Source organism: Chryseobacterium sp. PMSZPI (genome assembly GCF_002835665.1).
Taxonomy (GTDB): domain Bacteria; phylum Bacteroidota; class Bacteroidia; order Flavobacteriales; family Weeksellaceae; genus Chryseobacterium.
This window is the reverse complement of sequence record NZ_PIZV01000002.1, coordinates 113,027-132,339: the sequence shown is the minus strand read 5'-3', so window position 1 is coordinate 132,339 and position 19,313 is coordinate 113,027. Positions and strand designations below refer to the sequence as shown.

General features: G+C 34.8%; 20 protein-coding genes. 14 read left to right on the top strand and 6 right to left on the bottom strand.

Annotated elements, in window-relative coordinates; all coding sequences use genetic code 11:
- Positions 1-109 precede the first annotated feature (109 nt).
- From CW752_RS00815 to pdhA, 3 genes are all read right to left on the bottom strand, one after another.
- Positions 110-778: an ABC transporter ATP-binding protein gene (locus CW752_RS00815; RefSeq protein ID WP_101237904.1), complete on the bottom strand. Its 669-nt coding sequence runs from the start codon at positions 776-778 to the stop codon at positions 110-112.
- A gap of 112 nt (positions 779-890) precedes the next feature.
- A complete protein-coding gene (locus tag CW752_RS00810; RefSeq protein ID WP_101237903.1) occupies positions 891-2,492 on the bottom strand; it encodes a 2-oxo acid dehydrogenase subunit E2 in 1,602 nt (533 codons plus the stop codon).
- A gap of 84 nt (positions 2,493-2,576) precedes the next feature.
- Positions 2,577-3,578 (bottom strand): pyruvate dehydrogenase (acetyl-transferring) E1 component subunit alpha, encoded by a 1,002-nt coding sequence (pdhA, locus tag CW752_RS00805; protein ID WP_101237902.1) that lies wholly within the window; start codon positions 3,576-3,578, stop codon positions 2,577-2,579.
- Positions 3,579-4,065: 487 nt separating this feature from the next.
- Here pdhA and CW752_RS00800 point away from each other — a divergent pair, with 487 nt between their 5' ends.
- Together CW752_RS00800 and CW752_RS00795 are read left to right on the top strand one after the other, a co-directional pair.
- Positions 4,066-4,668 (top strand): phosphatase PAP2 family protein, encoded by a 603-nt coding sequence (locus CW752_RS00800; protein WP_101237901.1) that lies wholly within the window; start codon positions 4,066-4,068, stop codon positions 4,666-4,668.
- Between the two features lie 8 nt (positions 4,669-4,676).
- Positions 4,677-5,165 carry a BlaI/MecI/CopY family transcriptional regulator gene (locus CW752_RS00795; RefSeq protein WP_101237900.1) on the top strand — a complete coding sequence of 163 codons (489 nt, stop codon included), beginning with the start codon at positions 4,677-4,679 and terminating at the stop codon, positions 5,163-5,165.
- A 36-nt stretch (positions 5,166-5,201) separates the two neighbouring features.
- Here CW752_RS00795 and CW752_RS00790 read toward each other — a convergent pair whose 3' ends face one another.
- Positions 5,202-5,558: an RNA recognition motif domain-containing protein gene (locus CW752_RS00790; protein WP_066699719.1), complete on the bottom strand. Its 357-nt coding sequence runs from the start codon at positions 5,556-5,558 to the stop codon at positions 5,202-5,204.
- A gap of 250 nt (positions 5,559-5,808) precedes the next feature.
- On the opposite strand from CW752_RS00790, the gene CW752_RS00785 reads away from it, so the two are divergent.
- The 11 genes from CW752_RS00785 (at position 5,809) to CW752_RS00735 (ending at position 16,488) form a co-directional block, all read left to right on the top strand.
- Positions 5,809-6,339 carry a DUF2975 domain-containing protein gene (locus tag CW752_RS00785; protein WP_101237899.1) on the top strand — a complete coding sequence of 177 codons (531 nt, stop codon included), beginning with the start codon at positions 5,809-5,811 and terminating at the stop codon, positions 6,337-6,339.
- Between the two features lie 3 nt (positions 6,340-6,342).
- Positions 6,343-6,546, top strand: coding sequence for a helix-turn-helix domain-containing protein (locus CW752_RS00780; RefSeq protein WP_101237898.1), 204 nt, complete (start codon positions 6,343-6,345; stop codon positions 6,544-6,546).
- Between the two features lie 62 nt (positions 6,547-6,608).
- A complete protein-coding gene (locus CW752_RS00775; RefSeq protein WP_101237897.1) occupies positions 6,609-7,022 on the top strand; it encodes a DUF6157 family protein in 414 nt (137 codons plus the stop codon).
- A gap of 95 nt (positions 7,023-7,117) precedes the next feature.
- Positions 7,118-7,513, top strand: a complete 396-nt coding sequence (locus CW752_RS00770) for an acyl-CoA thioesterase (protein ID WP_101237896.1) — start codon at positions 7,118-7,120, stop codon at positions 7,511-7,513.
- Positions 7,510-8,070, top strand: a complete 561-nt coding sequence (locus CW752_RS00765) for a helix-turn-helix domain-containing protein (protein WP_101237895.1) — start codon at positions 7,510-7,512, stop codon at positions 8,068-8,070. Before CW752_RS00770 ends, CW752_RS00765 begins: the two co-directional genes overlap by 4 nt.
- 176 nt (positions 8,071-8,246) lie before the next feature.
- Complete coding sequence (locus CW752_RS00760) at positions 8,247-11,099, top strand: heavy metal translocating P-type ATPase (protein ID WP_101237894.1); 2,853 nt, start codon at positions 8,247-8,249, stop codon at positions 11,097-11,099.
- A 7-nt stretch (positions 11,100-11,106) separates the two neighbouring features.
- Complete coding sequence (locus CW752_RS00755; RefSeq protein WP_101237893.1) at positions 11,107-11,835, top strand: DUF72 domain-containing protein; 729 nt, start codon at positions 11,107-11,109, stop codon at positions 11,833-11,835.
- Between the two features lie 313 nt (positions 11,836-12,148).
- Positions 12,149-13,009 carry a polysaccharide deacetylase family protein gene (locus CW752_RS00750; protein ID WP_101237892.1) on the top strand — a complete coding sequence of 287 codons (861 nt, stop codon included), beginning with the start codon at positions 12,149-12,151 and terminating at the stop codon, positions 13,007-13,009.
- Between the two features lie 116 nt (positions 13,010-13,125).
- The gene (locus CW752_RS00745; protein ID WP_101237891.1) at positions 13,126-13,785 is read left to right on the top strand and encodes a YggS family pyridoxal phosphate-dependent enzyme; all 660 of its coding nucleotides are present in this window, start codon (positions 13,126-13,128) and stop codon (positions 13,783-13,785) included.
- Between the two features lie 56 nt (positions 13,786-13,841).
- Entirely contained in the window at positions 13,842-15,026 is a 1,185-nt protein-coding gene (locus tag CW752_RS00740; protein WP_101237890.1) for a sigma-54-dependent transcriptional regulator, read from the top strand.
- A 100-nt stretch (positions 15,027-15,126) separates the two neighbouring features.
- Positions 15,127-16,488, top strand: a complete 1,362-nt coding sequence (locus CW752_RS00735) for an MATE family efflux transporter (RefSeq protein ID WP_101237889.1) — start codon at positions 15,127-15,129, stop codon at positions 16,486-16,488.
- 624 nt (positions 16,489-17,112) lie between these two features.
- On the opposite strand, the gene CW752_RS00730 is transcribed toward CW752_RS00735, so the two are convergent.
- Both CW752_RS00730 and CW752_RS00725 read right to left on the bottom strand, forming a co-directional pair.
- Positions 17,113-17,616 (bottom strand): GNAT family N-acetyltransferase, encoded by a 504-nt coding sequence (locus CW752_RS00730; protein WP_101237888.1) that lies wholly within the window; start codon positions 17,614-17,616, stop codon positions 17,113-17,115.
- Positions 17,617-17,898: 282 nt separating this feature from the next.
- Entirely contained in the window at positions 17,899-18,459 is a 561-nt protein-coding gene (locus CW752_RS00725) for a Crp/Fnr family transcriptional regulator (protein ID WP_101237887.1), read from the bottom strand.
- A gap of 75 nt (positions 18,460-18,534) precedes the next feature.
- Here CW752_RS00725 and CW752_RS00720 point away from each other — a divergent pair, with 75 nt between their 5' ends.
- Positions 18,535-19,224, top strand: coding sequence for an HAD family hydrolase (locus CW752_RS00720; RefSeq protein ID WP_101237948.1), 690 nt, complete (start codon positions 18,535-18,537; stop codon positions 19,222-19,224).
- The last annotated feature ends 89 nt before the right edge of the window (positions 19,225-19,313 follow it).

The window sequence follows — 19,313 nt, the reverse complement described above, 5'->3', positions numbered from 1 at the left end:
CAGCCGACTTTTTAAACATTCTCAGAAAGCATCGGACAGCCTAAACTTTAAACATGTCGTATCAGATTCAATTTTTGAAAATAATAAGTCTCAGCCTCTCTCATCACGGCTATTCTATAATCATTCCGTCCTTCATGACAAGTTTACGATCGGTAATTTCAGCAAGATTCGGATTGTGGGTTACAATCACAAAAGTCTGATTATACTTATCTCTAAGGTCAAAAAACAACCTGTGAAGATCATCCGCATTTTTTGAATCCAGGTTACCTGTTGGTTCGTCGGCAAAGATAATTTTCGGGGAATTGATTAAAGCCCTTGCAACAGCTACTCTCTGGGCTTCTCCACCGGAAAGCTGATTGGGTTTATGATTCAGTCGTTGTTCAATTTTAAGATCCTCAAAAAGGGCATAAGCTTTTTCAATAGCTTCTCTCTCATTAGCACCTGCAATCCTCGTGGGAAGCAAAACATTTTCTAAAGCGGTAAACTCAGGTAGTAACTGATGAAACTGAAATACAAAACCAATATTCTGGTTTCTGAATTTCGACAACTGCTTATCATTCATGTTGATAAATGATTCTCCTGCAATTTCAATTTCTGTATCATATTTTGATGAGCTCGTAGGATGATCCAAAGTTCCTAAAATCTGCAATAATGTAGATTTCCCTGCTCCCGATTCCCCGACAATAGAAACAACTTCTCCAGTTTTGATATGAATATCAACTCCTTTCAGTACTTCTAAATTTCCATAAGATTTATGGATATTTCTTGCTTTAATCATGATTCAAAAATAGTAACATATTGTCGATTTTACAACACATTATACTAACATTATTTGTATTAAAACAAAAAAACCTCCCAGTTGGGAGGTTTTAGTATGTATGCTTTAGAAATTACAGTAACAAAGTTAATGGATTTTCTAAATATGTTCTTAACGTCTGTAAGAATTGAGCACCTGTAGCTCCATCTACCACTCTGTGGTCACAAGCTAATGAAAGCTTCATCGTGTTACCTACTACGATCTGACCATTCTTAACGATTGGCTTCTCGATGATTGCTCCTACTGAAAGGATGGCAGAATTGGGTTGGTTGATGATACTTGTAAATGTCTCGATACCGAACATTCCAAGGTTAGAAATAGAGAATGTAGATCCTTCCATTTCGTTAGCCTTAAGACCTTTGTTCTTAGCTCTTGAAGCCATATCTTTTACCGCTGCAGAAATCTGAGTGTAAGACATTTGATCTGTATTTTTCAGTACAGGAACTACTAATCCGTCAGGAATAGCTACTGCCACTCCAACGTTGATGTTTCCTCTGTGGATGATCTTATCACCTGCCCAACTTGAATTTACTTGTGGATGTTTTCTTAAAGCAATAGCTGTTGCCTTAATGATCATATCGTTGAATGAAATCTTCGTATCCGGAATAGAATTGATCTCTTTTCTAGCTTCAATTGCTTTATCCATGTTGATTTCAACCATTAGATAATAGTGAGGAGCTGAGAATTTACTTTCAGAAAGACGTTTCGCGATAACGTTTCTTACTTGTGAGTTTGGAGTCTCTGTATCTTCTCCCTGAACAAAGCTTACCGCAACCTGAGCAGCAGCACTTGCAGCCGGAGCTGAAGCAGTCGGCTTCGCACTTGGTTGATAGTTTTCAATATCTTTTTTAACGATTCTTCCGTTTTCTCCGGAACCTTGAACACTATTGATATCAACACCTTTATCCTGAGCCATTTTTTTAGCTAATGGAGAAATTGCTACTCTGTCAGAAGATGAAGTGTTTGCAGCCGGAGCAGCTTTTTCTTCTGTCTTAACTTCAGCTTTTTGTTCAGCTGGTTTTTCTGATGATTGAGCCGCAGCTTTTGGAGCTCCTACCGCTGAAACATCTGTTCCTGCAGGACCAATGATTGCTAATACAGAATCTACAGGAGCAGCACCACCTTCTTCAACACCTTGCTTCAATAATACTCCATTAAATTCAGATTCGAAATCCTGAACCGCTTTATCAGTTTCGATCTCAGCAAGAAGATCTCCTTCTTTTACTGTATCTCCAATATTTTTATGCCATTTAGCTACTTTACCTTCCGTCATTGTATCAGAAAGTCTAGGCATTGTAATCACCTCTACTCCTGCCGGAACTTCTGCCGCAGCAGGTTCAGCAGCCGGTGTTTCAGCCTTAGGTTCTTCTGATTTTTTTTCTTCAGCACCAGCACCAGGAGCAGCAGCTCCACCTGTTAATCCTGAAATATCCTCTCCTTCATTACCAATAATTGCCAAAACAGAATCTACAGCAGCAGCACCTCCTTCTTCTACACCTACGTATAAAAGAGTACCTTCTACTTCTGATTCGAAATCCTGAACCGCTTTGTCAGTTTCAATTTCAGCTAAAATATCTCCTTCTTTTACTTTATCTCCTACTTTTTTATGCCATTTCGCCACTTTCCCTTCCGTCATTGTATCAGAAAGGCGGGGCATCGTAATAACTTCTGCCATAATTTATATTGATTTGAGATTCGAGATTTGAGATTTGAGATTTCAGAAATTTCAAACTTCAAATTTCAAATTAATTTTTATTTTTTAGTTTTCTAATTTATCTAAGAATGGATAATCTTCCTGAGCATATACATACTCATAGATTTTTTCTGCCTCCGGATATGGAGAGTTTTCCATAAATTCGATGCACTCATCCACAAAGTCTCTTGACTTATTATCCATAGCTTCCAATTCAGCTTCTGTAGCCCATCCGTTTTCAAGAATTCTGTGTTTTACCAATTCGATTGGGTCATCATTCTTGTGAACAGCTACTTCTTCCTTAGATCTATATGGCTCAGCATCAGACATAGAGTGTCCTCTGTAACGGTAAGTTCTTGCTTCGATGAACGTTGGTCCATCACCTCTTCTAGCTCTTTCAATTGCTTCGTAAGCAGCTTCAGCCACTTTTTCAGGATCCATTGCATCTACAGCAAGGCAAGGCATTTCATATCCTAATCCTAATTTGTAGATATCTTCGTGGTTTGCAGTTCTTTTTACAGAAGTTCCCATTGCGTATTGGTTATTTTCTACAACAAATACTACAGGAAGTTTCCAGTTCATGGCCATGTTGAATGTTTCGTGTAATGAACCTTGTCTTGCAGCTCCATCTCCAAAGAAACAGATGTTTACCGCTTTTCTGTCGAAATATTTATCTGCAAAAGCAATACCTGCTCCTAAAGGAATTTGTCCACCAACGATACCATGTCCTCCATAGAAACGGTGTTCTTTACTGAAAATGTGCATAGATCCACCCATACCTCCGGATGTACCGGTTGCTTTACCACAAAGTTCTGCCATGATTCTCTTAGGATCTACTCCCATCGCCATTGGATGGATGTGGCATCTGTAAGCAGTAATCATACTATCCTTTGTTAAATCCATTGCATGTGTGAATCCGGCAGGGATCGCTTCCTGACCGTTATACAAATGTAAAAACCCTCTGATCTTTTGTTTTAGATAAAGAGAACGGCATTTGTCTTCAAACCTTCTCCACATTGTCATATCTTCATACCACTTCAGGTATACCTCTTTAGAAAATTCTTTCATGTGTTAGCTCTTGCTTTTTTATGATGAAATAGTTGAGCAAAATTATGAAAAAAACTTTGTTTTTATTGTATGCATAAGTAACTTTTCGTTTTTTCTGTAAAATCTATTTGCAGGCCGAACGGATTATTCTTAATTTTCGACCCTTAGAAATTGTCATAAAGTAACATTTTTCCCAATATTTTATTGCTGCATAATATAAGGAAGGAGTCTGTTTATGTGGCTTCTGTGAAATAATAAATACGACCGGGATATTAAAAATTCATTGCATTTTATCCCTATTCTTCTTTCATCTTTAATTATTGTTAACACACCTTTTGGTTATTTTATCAGTTCTTTTTTTGGAGAAAAACCTATAGTTTTCAAAATTCCGTCTTCAATTTCATTACCCAAATCACCAGATGCTTTACTGATTTCTTCCTACAATTTTGTAAGTCTTTTAATATGTTGTCTGGTCTTATAATCTTATATTTGATTTTTAAATTTTAATATGGAAGAAAAACAGGCTTCAGTACTACACAAAGTTTCGAAAATCATTTCAGATTTTTTCAATCCCTTAGTTTCTCTGCTTATCTTCTTTATATATATGAGCATTAAAGAATATAACCTTAAAGACTCTTTGCTTTATTTTATTCCGGTATTATTAATGGTTATTGTTCCTGTTGTTATCTGGCTGGTATGGAATGTAAAAACAGGAAGATATACCAATATGGATGTCTCCAACAGGGTTCAGAGAAAAACCTTATATATATTTATTGCTGTCTGTGTCATTTTGTATCTTATTTTTAATTATATAAGAAATGGATACCTTGATTTGGTCATGCTCTTTATTTTAATCCTTCTTTTTGCACTTCAGATCAGCAACCTGTTTATTAAAAGTTCGATGCATACAGCCTTTAATATATTTGTTGCTGCATTATTTTTTTCGTTAGACTGGAAAATGGGTCTCCTATGGCTTGGAGTAGCTTTTTTGGTGGGAATTACAAGAATTATTCTGAAGAGACACACCGTAAAAGAAGTATTTATGGGAGCCGGAATAGCTTTTTTGGTATCTTTTATCTATCTTTATTGCAATATTCAATTTCAACATTAAGAAATTCTATGAAAATAAATCATCTTACTGCCGCAGAGGAAAACTTTATGAAGCTGTTTTGGAAAATGGAATCTTTCTATCTGAAGGACGTTATGGAGCAGCACCCGGAGCCTAAACCACACCAAAATACGGTTTCGACCTATTTGAAAATACTGGTTGAAAAAGGGTATTTGTCTACCATAAAAGAAGGAAGGATTTTCAAATATACAGTACTTGTCCCTTTTGAAGAATATAAAAAATTCCTGTTAAAAGAACTTTCCCATAATTTCTTCAATGATTCAGGAAAAGAAATTCTTGAATTTTTATTTAATGAAAAATTAATTTCACAGGATGATTTAAAAGGATACTTTGATCTTAAAATTGAAATTAAGCCTGCAGTAAAAGTGGAAGAGCCTAAGTTTGAGTATGCTGAAGAAGTCCTGAATCCTAAAAAAGAGAAAAAAGGTAAAACCAAGGATAAGGATAAAGACAAGAAAAAGAAGAAAAAGAAAGATTAATAATAAAAAAAGCGGCTTTAAAGCCGCTTTATATTTTTACCAACGATTTCCACCGCCGTTACCACCACGGTTGTTGTTACCGTAACCACCACCTCTGTTGTTGTTACCATAACCTCCACCTCTGTTGTTGTCGAAGCTTCTTCTTGGCTTCTCTTCTCTTGGCTTAGCTTCAGATACGTTTAATGTTTTTCCGTTGAATTCTTTTTGATTAAGAGCTTCAATAGCCTGCTTTCCTTCTTCATCACCCATTTCAATGAAACCAAAACCTCTGGAACGACCAGTTTCTCTGTCTGTTACAATTTTAGCTGATGATACATCACCAAATTCTGCGAATAGATCGTGCAACTCATACTCTTTAGTTGCGTAATTGATGTTTGAAACAAAAATGTTCATTTTAAATAAATTAAAAAATTAATAAAAATTTGGTATATAAAAGAAAAACAACATAAATTAATGAACAAATATTGATTCCAAATATAAACGTATGCAAGATACAATTAAAAATTTCAAATCAAAGCTTTTTTTAAGTATTTCTCACATTATGTTGAGTCCCTCTATTCGACATAATTGAAAAAGAATAAAAATTTATTGTTTTTCAATAAATTTTTATTGATATTTGTATTTAAATAAAAATACAATCAATATGAAAACTAAAAAAATTCTTTCTATTTTGAACGTTATCACCTGGATAATATTTATTGGCTCATGCATTAAAGCCGGCGCCCTGACCTTCACATTCATAATGACAATTATTAACCCTGAAGGAGCCCAAAACCTTTATGAAGGACTTAATTTATATGAGCTTTATCAATACAATATATATTCATATAAACTGATGATGTTTTTTATTATTTTCCTGGCAGGATACAAAGCTTATCTGGCTTATCTTGTCATCCGGATTTTCCAGAAACTTAATTTGGAAGCTCCTTTCAGCAAAGCTATCATGAAACTCATCACGAAAATCAGTTATTCCTCATTAGCCATCGGTATTATTTCTTTATTAACTATTTCTTATAGCGAAGATTTTCTAAAAAAGGAAGTTACATTAGACAATGTATATGATTTTATAGGTTCCGGATCGGAATATTTGTTTTTTGGAGGTATAATTTTTATTATTGCCCAGGTATTTAAAAGAGGAATAGAAATACAATCTGAAAATGAATTAACAATATAAGCCATGCCTATTATAGTAAATTTAGATGTGATTATGGCAAAAAGAAAAATGTCATTGAATGAACTCTCCGAAAAAGTGGACCTTACGCTCTCCAATCTTTCCATATTAAAGACAGGCAAAGCAAAAGCAATCCGTTTCAGTACTCTTGAAGCCATCTGCAAAGCGCTGGATTGTCAACCGGGAGAAATTTTAGAATATAAAGAATAAAACCTACTTCAAAAATCTGGATCTTTGTGATTCAGATTTTTTTATAACCCAACTCTATTAATATGAAACAACATACTACCAATTACACCAACACACTCATTGAAGTCGCAGAGGACTGCCCTGCTTCTCAGGCACAAATACCTCCTGAAAAGAAAGAAAAAACAATAGCTACACTTCAGTATGAAAAAATCAGTAAGAATCCTTATCAGTACTCTTCAGATGATATTATTTTTGATTGTTATGCCATAAAAAATGATATTTCTGAAAATGAAAAACAGGAAGAAAGAGAAAAGTTCTTTTCCAAAGGCCAAGCATGCCTTCGCTCTTCCCCATTAGCCAAAAGATACGGATTCGGGTTTCATCATAATTCGGAAGGTAAGGTTGCTTTATTTCCCATAGAAAGTAAGGAATATCAACAATTTTTAAATGATCCTTCGGTTGATAAAACAAAAGCAATGCGCTCCAAAAGAAAATGATTGAGAAAATGAATACTTCTTTTTGGATCAATGAATATGATTTTCTTGATTACACCAGTATTTAACATTAAATTTGTACTGCAAATTATTAAAATATGAACTATCATACTAGAAAATGGGTAAAACCCGAAGATTTGAATCCTAATCATTCACTTTTTGGAGGAAGATTGTTGCAGTGGATTGATGAAGAAGCAGCTTTATATGCTATTATCCAATTGGAAAACACAAAAGTGGTAACTAAATTTATTTCAGAAATCAATTTCGTAAGTTCAGCCAAACAAGGAGATATTATAGAAATCGGAATTGAGGCCATTCAATTTGGATCTTCTTCCATTACGTTAAGATGTGATGTGCGAAATAAAATGACTCACCAAACTATTATTACTGTTGAAAGAATCGTAATGGTAAATCTGGATGCCGATGGAAACCCTGCTCCACACGGAAAAACCAAAATTGAATTTGTAAAAGACAGACTAAACAGCGAACTATGAAAATTTTCATAAAAAATATGGTCTGCAGTAGATGTATTGCTGCAGTTGAAGATATTTTTAACAGAGCTGATGTCAAAATAAAGTCTGTTATACTAGGTGAAGTTGAAACAGAATCCGAAGTAGCTCCCGAAAAAATGGGATCGATAGAAAAGCAATTATTGGATACCGGCTTCGAAAGAATTATGGACTCCACCCATCAGCTTGTTGAAAAAATAAAAAATCTGATTATTGTTAAAATCAGAGAACTTGATATTGATGAAGACTTTCTCGTTTCTGAATTTTTAAGTTCAAAACTTCATAAAGATTACAGTTCACTTTCAAAGACGTTTTCCCAGAATGAGAACATTACTCTGGAACAATTCTTCATTCTTCAAAAAATTGAAAAAGTAAAAGAACTTCTTTTGTATAACGAATTCAATCTTACCGAAATCGCAGGAAAACTGGGCTATAAAAGTGTTCAACATCTATCTACTCAATTCCGCAATACTACAGGATTCACTCCTACCGAGTTTAAAAAACTGAAAGACCATAATAGAAAATCATTAGACAGCCTATAGTTAAATTGGAGAGTTTGAGTGTTTGAGCGAAAGATTTTTATAGTATAGCAAAATCTTATAACCCCGCCACTCTAACACTCTCAAACCCTCCCACCCAAATTCTATAACTATTATCCTTAAATTTATAACAACCTTAGCATTCCATTTTGGAAATTTGTAGTATAAATTTAAGAATCATGGAACAACAGTATAAAATACTTGGCATGACTTGTTCAGGTTGTCAGAAAAAAATTTCGGAAAAACTAAACAGTGTTCACGGAGTTACGGCCGATGTCAATCTGGAAAATAATACAGCAACGATTACTTCTGATCATGAAGTACAACTTTCTGTTCTAAATGATGCCTTAGCAGAAATAGGAAAATATAAACTCGAAGATCCCAATAGCCCTGAAAAAGCTTTTGTAAAACCTCAGGATCGGGTATCTCCATCTTCCGTATATTATTGCCCCATGGAGTGCGAAGACGATAAAGTATATTTCAAACAAGGTGAAAGATGCCCTGTATGCAATATGTACTTAGTTCCAATTGAAGAGAAACTGGCAAAAGATCCTAACCACAAACCTGCCTATTCAGCCACCAACCTTCCTGAAAGCTTTAAAAATAGTCTCGGAAAATACTATTGCCCCATGTTTTGTGAAGGTGACAAGGTTTATAACGAAAAAGGCGATTGCCCGGTTTGCCATATGCATCTGGAAAAGATTACCGAAGACCTTGTAAAAAACAGTCATTCTCATCATCATAATCATTCACACTCACATAGTCATAATCACCATCATCATGAAGCTCCTAAAGTAACCGATGAAATGGCAGGCAAATATTATTGCCCAATGTATTGTGAAGGAGATAAAACGTATGACTCTAATGTTGGTTGTCCGGTCTGCGGAATGGACCTTGTAAAATACCCTGAAAAGAAAACGGCAAAATACACATGCCCGATGCATCCGGAAATCATTCGTGATGAACCGGGAAGTTGCCCAATTTGCGGAATGGATCTCGTAAGAATGCCCGACAGTGGTGACGATGAGGAAGATGAAACCTATACTATTTTAAAAAGGAAGTTTTTTATCTCTTTAGCATTTACCATTCCTGTTTTTATTCTTTCAATGGGAGGAATGTTTATTGATTTTCCTTTTTCACATCAGATTCAAGGATTCATAGAGCTTGCTTTAACCCTTCCGGTTATGTTTTATTCCGGCTGGTTTTTATTAAAAAGAGGCTGGATATCTTTCAAAACATGGAACCTCAATATGTTCAGTCTTATTGCATTAGGAGTAGCCGCCGCTTTTATTTTTAGCATTGTAGCGCTAGCCTTTCCGGATATTATTCCCCATGAAATTCGCGGTCATAATCACGAAATCCCATTATATTTCGAAGCGGTCTGTGTGATTCTCACGCTTGTCATTTTAGGTCAGTTGATGGAAGCTGCCGCTCATAAAAAAACAGGAAATGCCATCAAGGAGTTGATGAACCTTTCCCCTGACGAAGCCAATCTTATTGTAAATGGTGAAGAAAAACGAGTTTTGCTTTCCCAGGTAAAAATTGGTGATTTACTCAAAGTAAAACCCGGTGAGAAAATTCCGGTCGATGGTAAAATTACAGAAGGAAATTCTATTGTTGATGAAAGCATGATTACCGGTGAACCCGTACCGGTTGAAAAAAATGTTGACGACAAAGTATCCTCAGGAACCATTAATGGAAATCAGGTATTCATCATGAAAGCTGAAAAGGTAGGTGATGAAACTCTTCTTTCACAAATTATTAAAATGGTGAATGAGGCCAGCCGAAGCAAAGCTCCTATCCAAAAACTAACAGATAAAGTCTCTAAAGTATTTGTTCCGGTCGTAATTCTTATTGCTGTACTTACCTTTATTGCATGGCAGTTTTTTGGACCTGAAGGGAAAAGAAGTTTATTTGCCTTTGTAAATGCTGTAGCAGTTTTGATTGTTGCCTGCCCTTGTGCACTTGGACTTGCAACACCTATGTCTCTAATGGTAGGAATTGGTAAAGGTGCCAAAAATGGTATTTTGATTAAAAATGCAGAAGCTCTTGAACAAATGAATAAAATCAATGTTCTGATTACAGACAAAACCGGGACATTAACAGAAGGGAAACCCTCTGTAGAACATATAGAAACAGTAAACAATCAAGATCAGAATCAGATTTTAAAATTAGCTTTTTCATTGAATCAAAATTCTGAACACCCTCTATCCAACGCTGTTATCAAAAGAGCCAAAGAGGAGAATATTCCGGCCGAAAAAGTAGATCAGTTTGAGAACATTTCAGGAAAAGGAGTAAAAGGAAATATCAATGGTAAAACAGCTTATCTGGGCAATGAAAGTTTATTGACTTCTCATCAAATTCAAATTCCGGATACGTTGAAACAGAAAGCCATAGAAGTACAATCAAAAGCTCATACGATTTCCTATATTGCAGAGGATCAAAATGTACTTGGCTTCATCAGTTTTACAGATAAAATTAAAGAAAGTTCTAAAAAAGCAGTGGAACGACTAATGAGTGAAGGCATTGATATTGTAATGATGACCGGAGATAACGAGCATACCGCTAAAGCCGTAGCCGATGAGTTGGGAATCAAACATTTTAAAGCCAATTGTCTTCCTGAAGATAAATTGAACGAGGTAAAAAAACTCCAACAACAAGGTAAGATTGTAGCAATGACCGGAGATGGAATCAACGACTCTCCTGCTCTCGCTCAATCAGATATCGGAATTGCCATGGGAACCGGTACGGATGTCGCTATTGAAAGTGCTGAAATCACTCTGCTAAAAGGAGATATTTTAGGAGTAGCAAAAGCCAAACTATTAAGTGAAAAACTTCTTGGAAACATTAAAGAAAACCTATTCTTTGCTTTTATATATAATGTATTGGGAATTCCGGTTGCGGCAGGATTATTGTATCCGTTTTTTGGAATTCTCTTATCTCCAATGATTGCCGCCGCCGCTATGAGCGTAAGTTCATTATCGGTCATTCTGAATTCATTAAGATTAAACTCTGTAGATCTGGATATATAATAGCAATATGAAAAAAGAAAATCTTTACATAGGATGTTCGGGATTTTACAATAATGACTGGAAAGGGTCTTTATATCCTGAGAATGCCCAAAGTAAAGATTTTCTTTCTCTATACGCTGATACCTTCAATGCTGTAGAAATCAATTCTACATTTTATAGAATTCCTACCGCTAGAACACTTTCAAAATGGCATGATGAAACTCCCGATTCTTTCAGGTTTTTCATTAAAATACCAAAAGCCATTACCCACCAAAAACGTCTTACAGATTCTAAAGAAGACATTAGCCTATTTTGTCAGCACATTCAAAATCATCTTCAACATAAACTTTCAGGTTTTTTATACCAGCTTCCCCTTTCTTTTAAAAACACTCCGGAAAACTTAAAACTGATTACCCAAAATTTAGATTTCAATTTTCTTAATGTTATAGAATTCCGCCACGAATCATGGTGGCAAAAAGAAATTTTTAAAATATTGGAAGATTTAAATATTGTTTTTTCAGGAGTAAACTTTCCCGGCGACCTTCCGGAAGATATGATCATCAATCATCCTCAAATACTTTATTACAGACTACATGGTAAGCCTGTTCTTTACAAGTCAGAATACAATCCGGACTTTTTAGATCAACTTGCTGAAAAAATTAAGAGCGCCCAAAGGACCAGTTTTATCTTTTTTAATAATACCTGGGGAATCGCTGCCATTAAAAACGCAATGTATTTAAAGAAAATATTAAAATAGCAGCACTATTTCCAATTTCAAGTTCAGCATTTTTTTTAATTTGTTAAAAATAAAATAATTCCCAATTAAAGGAAGAATATCCCAATCTCAAAGAGAATAGAGAAAAACTATCGTTTTCACATTTATAAATGTTAAAAATTACAGAAAACAAAAACATAACACCACAATCCAATCATACACAAAAAATAGCTTTAAAATAAACTTCTTAAAATAATCTTAAAAACAAAAAACATATTAAAACATGGCATGTAATTTGTTAACATTCAATTGATATTTTTAACGGTTTTTAACAAATTAAATTCCCCTTATCTTTATGAGAAAAATTTTTGCGGGAAAGTCACAAAATAAGACTTTTCTCGGGATGTTTGCATTGGTGAGTGCAACCTCAGTTTTATTGAACAGCTGTAATTTCAAGAATGAAGTGAACGATAAACTCAGTTCACAAGAACATCCTGCCGCAGAAAGAGTCCCCAAGATGGACGATGAAAGCGTAGACACGGATAAAAGAGTGATCTACCTTACTTTTGATGATGGCCCTAACCAGGGTACGGAAAATCTTTTAAAAATCTTAGACAAAAGGAATGTATGCGCAACAGCTTTTTTAGTAGGTAAGCATGCCTATGGAAGTAAAAAACAAAAAGACGACTTAGAGCTTCTGAAACAAAATCCTTTAATTGAATTGGCCAATCATAGCTTCACTCATGCTCACAATAAATACACAGATTTTTATAAAAATGCAGATGCTGTGGTACGTGATTTTGATGTTGCAAAAGACAGCCTGAAACTTACTGATAAGATCGCCAGAACTCCAGGCAGAAATATCTGGAGACTTAACAATATTAACATAACCGATATTAAGAGTTCCACAGCTGCAGCAAATGGTCTTAAAAATGCAGGATATAAAGTGATCGGCTGGGATCTGGAATGGCGCCCTACTCACAAAATGACTTTAAAAGGAAGTCATGAACTCATGTTGAAAAAAGTGGATAGTATCTTTTTAAATGATCTTGAGAAAACTTCAAGACACCTTGTCTTTCTTACTCACGACCAATATCTTAGGGATGCAGACTCTATCAACGAATTGGACTTGTTTATAGAGAAACTGCAGAAAAGCAATAAGTTTGTTTTTAAGAAGATTTCTCAATATCCGAAAATCAATGAGGTGCTGAATTAATTCAGGAATATAAGATAAAGAAAATAAGGACTGGGTGTAAAAGATTAAAATTTCTATTTCAATAACTTTAAATTTTAAACTTTGAACCTTAAACTAAATTTCGGAAATTTGCATTTATGAGCATTCAAGAAAATTATCAATCTATAAAGAATCAACTTCCTGAAGGAGTACAGCTCGTAGCCGTTTCAAAGACACATCCGGCTCCGGCAATACAGGAAGTCTATGATTTAGGACAAAAAGTATTTGGAGAAAATAAGGTGCAGGAATTGATGGAGAAATCCCCTATCCTTCCTCAGGATATCCAATGGCATTTGATCGGGCATTTACAAACCAACAAAGTCAAATATATCGCTCCTTTTATAGACACGATCCAAAGTGTAGATTCCGAAAAATTATTGGCAGACATCAACAAGGAAGCAGGCAAAAACAACAGGACAATTAAGGTTTTGCTACAAGTAAAGATTGCAGCAGAAGATACTAAGTTTGGTCTTGAAATTTCGGAAGCTAAAAATCTGTTTCAGGAGTATAGAGAAGGAAAGTTTCCCAATGTTGAAATCACCGGTTTAATGGGAATGGCCACTTTTACAGATGATGAAGAACAAGTCAAAAAAGAATTTTTAACATTAAAAGGTCTTTTTGATGAATTAAATCAACTTAAAACGATAAAAACCTTATCAATGGGAATGAGTGATGATTTCCCATTAGCTATTGAGTGTGGCGCTAATTCCGTGAGAGTTGGATCCGCAATTTTTGGGAGAAGAGACTACTCAAAATAGAATATTTAGGTATGGTTTTTGCTAATAATTGAAACAAAAAATTTAAATTTGCAACTATGCAAAAAATCCTTATAGTAGAAGACGAAAAAGCAATCTCTGGAGTACTTCACAGTATTCTTTCTGATGAACTCACAGATTATGAATTTGTAATCGCCGAAGACGGCCTGGAAGGTTACAAACAGGTAGAAAAAGAAGATTTCGCATTGGTGATTTCTGATATTAAAATGCCTAAACTTTCAGGAACTGAGCTTTTAAAGCAAAGTCTTGCATTGAAACCTGAAACTACTTTTATTATGATCTCCGGTCACGCAGACATAGATTCTGCCGTTTCCTGCTTGAAAGAGGGTGCATATGATTTTATTTCCAAGCCAATTGATATCAACAGACTGATCACCAGTGTGAAAAATGCTTTGGCTAAAGAAACATTAAAGAAAGAAAACAAAAATCTTCAGACTGAAAACAAAACCCTAAAGAAAAAGGTCAATAAAAAATACCAAATGATTGGTACTTCTCCTGCATTACAGAAAATTCAGGATATGATCGAAAAGGTAGCTGTTTCTGATGCAAGAGTTTTGATTACAGGTCCTAATGGTGCCGGAAAGGAATTGGTAGCTCATGCCATTCACAATCAAAGTGAACGTGCAAGAGGCCCAATGGTAGAAGTAAACTGTGCCGCTATTCCATCTGAACTTATTGAATCTGAACTTTTCGGGCACGTAAAAGGATCTTTTACCGGAGCTATCAAGGACAAGCAAGGAAAATTTGAACAGGCTAACGGAGGAACGATCTTTCTGGATGAGATTGGTGATATGAGCCTTATCGCTCAGGCTAAAGTACTAAGAGCACTTCAGGAAAGCAAGGTTTCTCCTGTAGGAAGCGATAAAGAAATAAAAGTTGACGTAAGAGTTATTGCGGCAACCAATAAAAATATGCAGAAAGAAATTGAAGAAGGAAAGTTCAGAGAAGACCTTTATCACAGACTTTCTGTTATTGAAATCTATGTTCCGCCATTGGATGACAGAAAAGATGATATTAAGTTGTTAGTTGAACATTTTTCCGGAATGATTGCCGATGAACACGGTACCGCTGTGAAAAAGTTTGACGATAAAGCTATTGATGCTTTAAAAGCACTTTCATGGACCGGAAATATCAGAGAATTAAGGAATGTTGTGGAAAGATTGATCATTCTTGGTGGAAATTCTGTTTCTGAAAGTGACGTTGCAAGTTTTGTAAGGAAATAATAAAGCTATTATTGACAATACTATAAAAAATTTGCAGTACCCACTGCAAATTTTTTTTTGATCTATTTTGAATTATAAACTATATGAATCTTAAAATATTATGAATTTTTTAAACAAACAGTATACAAAAGAATGCCTGACTTTGGCTCTACCTGTGATGTTAACCCAGGTGGGGCAAGTTTCAGTAAATTTATTCGATAATATTATTGTCGGAAAACTTCTGGGTGCTGATGCTTTAGCATCCGTTTCATTAGGTAATGCCGTGTTTTTCTCAATCTTCGTGTTAGCATTGGGGTTTTCATTTGCGATACCTCCTTTGGTTTCGGAAGCCCACTCAAAACAAGATCATGCGACTATTAACTCAGTCTTCAGTCATGGCTTTGTCATCAATATGACAGTGGGAGTTCTTCTTATGGTTATTTTACTTTTGGGAATGCCTCTGCTCTATCATTCCGGGCAGCCGGCTAAGATTATTCCGGATACGGTAAGCTTTTTAAGCATCATGGTAGTCAGTATGATACCGTTTATGGCTTTTCAGACACTTCGTGAGGTTTCGGAAGGATTATCTTACACCATTGGAGTAACTAAGGCTACGATTATTGCCAATATCATCAATATAGCCTTAAACTATGTATTTATTAAAGGACTTTGGGGAATTCCTCCTATGGGAGTAAAAGGATCTGCTTTAGCAACCCTGATTTCCAGAATATTCATGGTAGTTTTCCTTTATTTTGTATTGCTTAAAGAAGAAAGAACCAGACGTTATATCAAAGACTTTTCATTGAAGATTCAGGTTTTCTCAAAGAAAATGTTCGATAAAATGGTAAGATTGGGACTACCTACCGCTTTACAAATGTTTTTTGAAGTAACGGCTTTTGCAGGGGCAGCATTTATCTGCGGACTGATTTCTGCTCACGATATTGCGTCTCACCAAATCGCATTAAGTATGGCTTCATTTACTTTCAACTTGTGTGTTGGGTTCAGTGTAGCGTCTACTGTAATGATCGGAAGAAAATTGGGTGAGCAAAACTTTGTTGAACTCAGAAAAGTAGGAATCAACAATTTAAAAATAGCATTTATCTTCATGTGTATTTGTGGACTGGTATTTATTTTGGGTAGAAATATACTGCCAACTTTCTTCACAAAAAAAGAAGAAATAGAAGTGATTACTCTGGCCTCAAAACTGATGATTATTGCAGCGTTATTCCAGCTTTCTGATGGAATCCAGGTAACTGCTCTGGGAATGTTGAGAGGTCTACAGGACGTTAAAATACCGTCTATTTACACTTTTATTGCCTACTGGGTAATTACTATTCCTTTAGGATATTTTTTCTGTGTAACATTAGGAATGGGAGCGTTTGGAATGTGGATTGCCTTGGGGCTGGGACTGACAGTATCTGCTGTTTTCCTTGTCAAACGATTTCTGAATATGTCTGCTAAGCGAATTAAGCAGAATGCATAAAAACGAGAAAGGTTGTTTCAAATTGAAACAACCTTTTTTAATATTCTAATTTCATAACTCAAGGAAATTGTCCGGTTTTTACTATAAATTTTATTTTAGGTTTTGGCTAAAGCCAATCTGAATTTAATCTTTTGATAAATGGACTAAAGTCCATTCCTATTGAATGTTGATGTAGCTATTATTATTTACCGTTTATAATTATAAAACCGATTCCATTTATTATTTTCATGAGTATTTATTGATATAGCCAGATAGCTGTCATCCTGAAAGGATCTAAATGGATAAAGAACAATATACACAAAATTTATATTTAATTTGAAAGATCAAAGTGTCGATAATGCTACCTGGATTCCTACGGGATGACAAAGTGTGAGGATAAGTTTATCGCGGAAATTTTAAGTTTTGATTTTGACTAAAACCCAATGGGGGTGGTGTTTTATGAAAACGAGTTGAAATCCATTTCTATTGAAACCCTTTCTCACTGATTTTACAAAATAATTCTTAAAAAAGTAAGTACGAAGACCTCAAAGGTTTTGCCCTAATATTAGCCTAATCTATTAAATCAGCGAGAGATATTTAAGAGAAAAGGGTATCTCGTAATCTTTTATTTTATTTTATTTTATTTTATTTGATTCTTTTCCCTAAAATTTTCAAACTCCTTTCAACTCCATCTAAGATCGCAACATCCGGAAGCGTTCCCCAATCTTCAAACCCAAAGTGTCTGAATAACTTAATACTTGGCTCATTATGAAGAAAAATAAGCGCTACCAGATTATTCACTCCAAACTTCCCGGCATTATCAATACAATATTGTAAAATTGTTTTACCATATCCTTTTCCTCTGCAGCTTTCATCCAGATAAATACTGACTTCCACCGTTCCACTGTAAGCCGGTCTTTCATGGAAAGAACTGAAACTTACCCATCCTACGATCTGCCCGTAAGTGTCTTCCACCATCAAAAGCGGTCTTGTTTCAGGATTATGCTCTTCGAACCATTTCTGTTTGCTTTCAACACTAACTTCTTCTACGTCAGCAGTTACCATTCTTGAAGCAATGGTTGAATTGTATATTTCTACAATTTTGTTCAAATCAGTCTGGTTGGCATTTCTGAATTTTATTTCTTCCATTAATTTACATTCAATTTTCAAATACAAAAATAATAAATTATAAAAACACCCCACAAAATATCAGTCAGTTTATTAAATTTTAATATTAAATTAAACAACACCCCCGTAAAAAACGAAATGATTATTTAATAAATAAATTTTTAAAATCTAAGATTTCCATTGATATTGATAAAAATCTGCGAAATCTGTGAGATCTGCGAGAGAATTTTTAATTGCCATAAATACACAAATTTATTTTATTAGTGTATTTATGGCAAAAATTGAAACTCATTTTTAAATGGCTTACTTTATATTCTTTAAAATCCTATTCAAGCTTCTTACTGTAATTCCCAGGTAAGCAGCCATATCTTCTTTTGAAATCTGAATATTCTGCTTCGATTGCATGATAAGTAGCTGCGCCAATGTATGCTCTACCGTATAAAGCTGCTGATAAGAAGCTCTGCTTGAAGTATTAATGATACGTTCTGCAAAAGAATTCAGTAGTAAATGATTTAAAGCAATATCATTTTTAATCAAATTATTAAAATAGGCCAGATTGATGATATACGCTGTAACATCCGTTAAAGCTTCAATACCGCATAAACAGGAAATATTTTTAATCAATTCCACTTCTCCTAAGATTTCACCACTTCCTAAAAATTCGACTATATATTCTTTCCCGTTCTCCTCTGTGAAATAACATTTGACAATACCTTCTTTAATCAACATCACTTTGGATAACGGTGCATCCTGAGTGAGTAACGTTTCTCCTTTAGAAAAATACCGGAGTAAGATATCACCTCCTTTTTGTTGATGATAAAGTCCTTCAAGATAATGTAAAAACGATTGATTGGTACGTAGCATATTCGTTCGGGACAATTGTCCTTTCTTGTTTTATTTTTTATATTGAAATTCGAAGCAGAAAATTACAAAACAAAAATGAATAATCATATCACAACGATTGCCTTTGATGCTGATGATACCCTATGGATCAATGAACCTTATTTTCAGGAAGCCGAAAAGGAGTTCTGTATATTGCTTGAAGACTACCTGCCTCAACATTCTGTATCTCAGGAATTATTTAAAACAGAAATGCAAAATCTTCATTTGTACGGGTACGGAGTAAAAGGATTTATGCTTTGTATGATTGAAACCATCGGCAGAGTATCTAATAACACCGCTTCATTTGCATTGGTAAACAAAGCGATCCAACTTGGACAGGAGCTCCTTCAAAAACCTATCGAACTTCTGGATGGTGTTACCGAAACCCTTGAAAGCTTAAAGGGAAAATACAGGCTGGTTGTTGCCACAAAAGGGGATTTACTGGATCAGGAACGTAAACTTAAAAACTCGGGATTACAGGAATATTTCCATCATATTGAAATTATGAGCGATAAGAAAGAGAAAGATTATCAAAAGCTATTGAAACATCTCGACTGCAAAGCTGAAAATTTTCTAATGCTTGGAAATTCAATAAAATCGGATATTTTACCGGTATTGGAAATCGGAGGTTCTGCCGCGCATATCCCTTATCATGTGATATGGAGCCATGAGCAGCATGATGTTCATCTGGAACATTCTAATTTTATGGAACTCAAGAGTATTGATGAAATTCTGAAACATCTTTAGAAACCATCTTTATTAATAAACTCCTAAAATTTCTTATCTATTTTTTAATTAAAAAAAGAGACTGCTTTCGATAAGCAATCTCTTTTGTA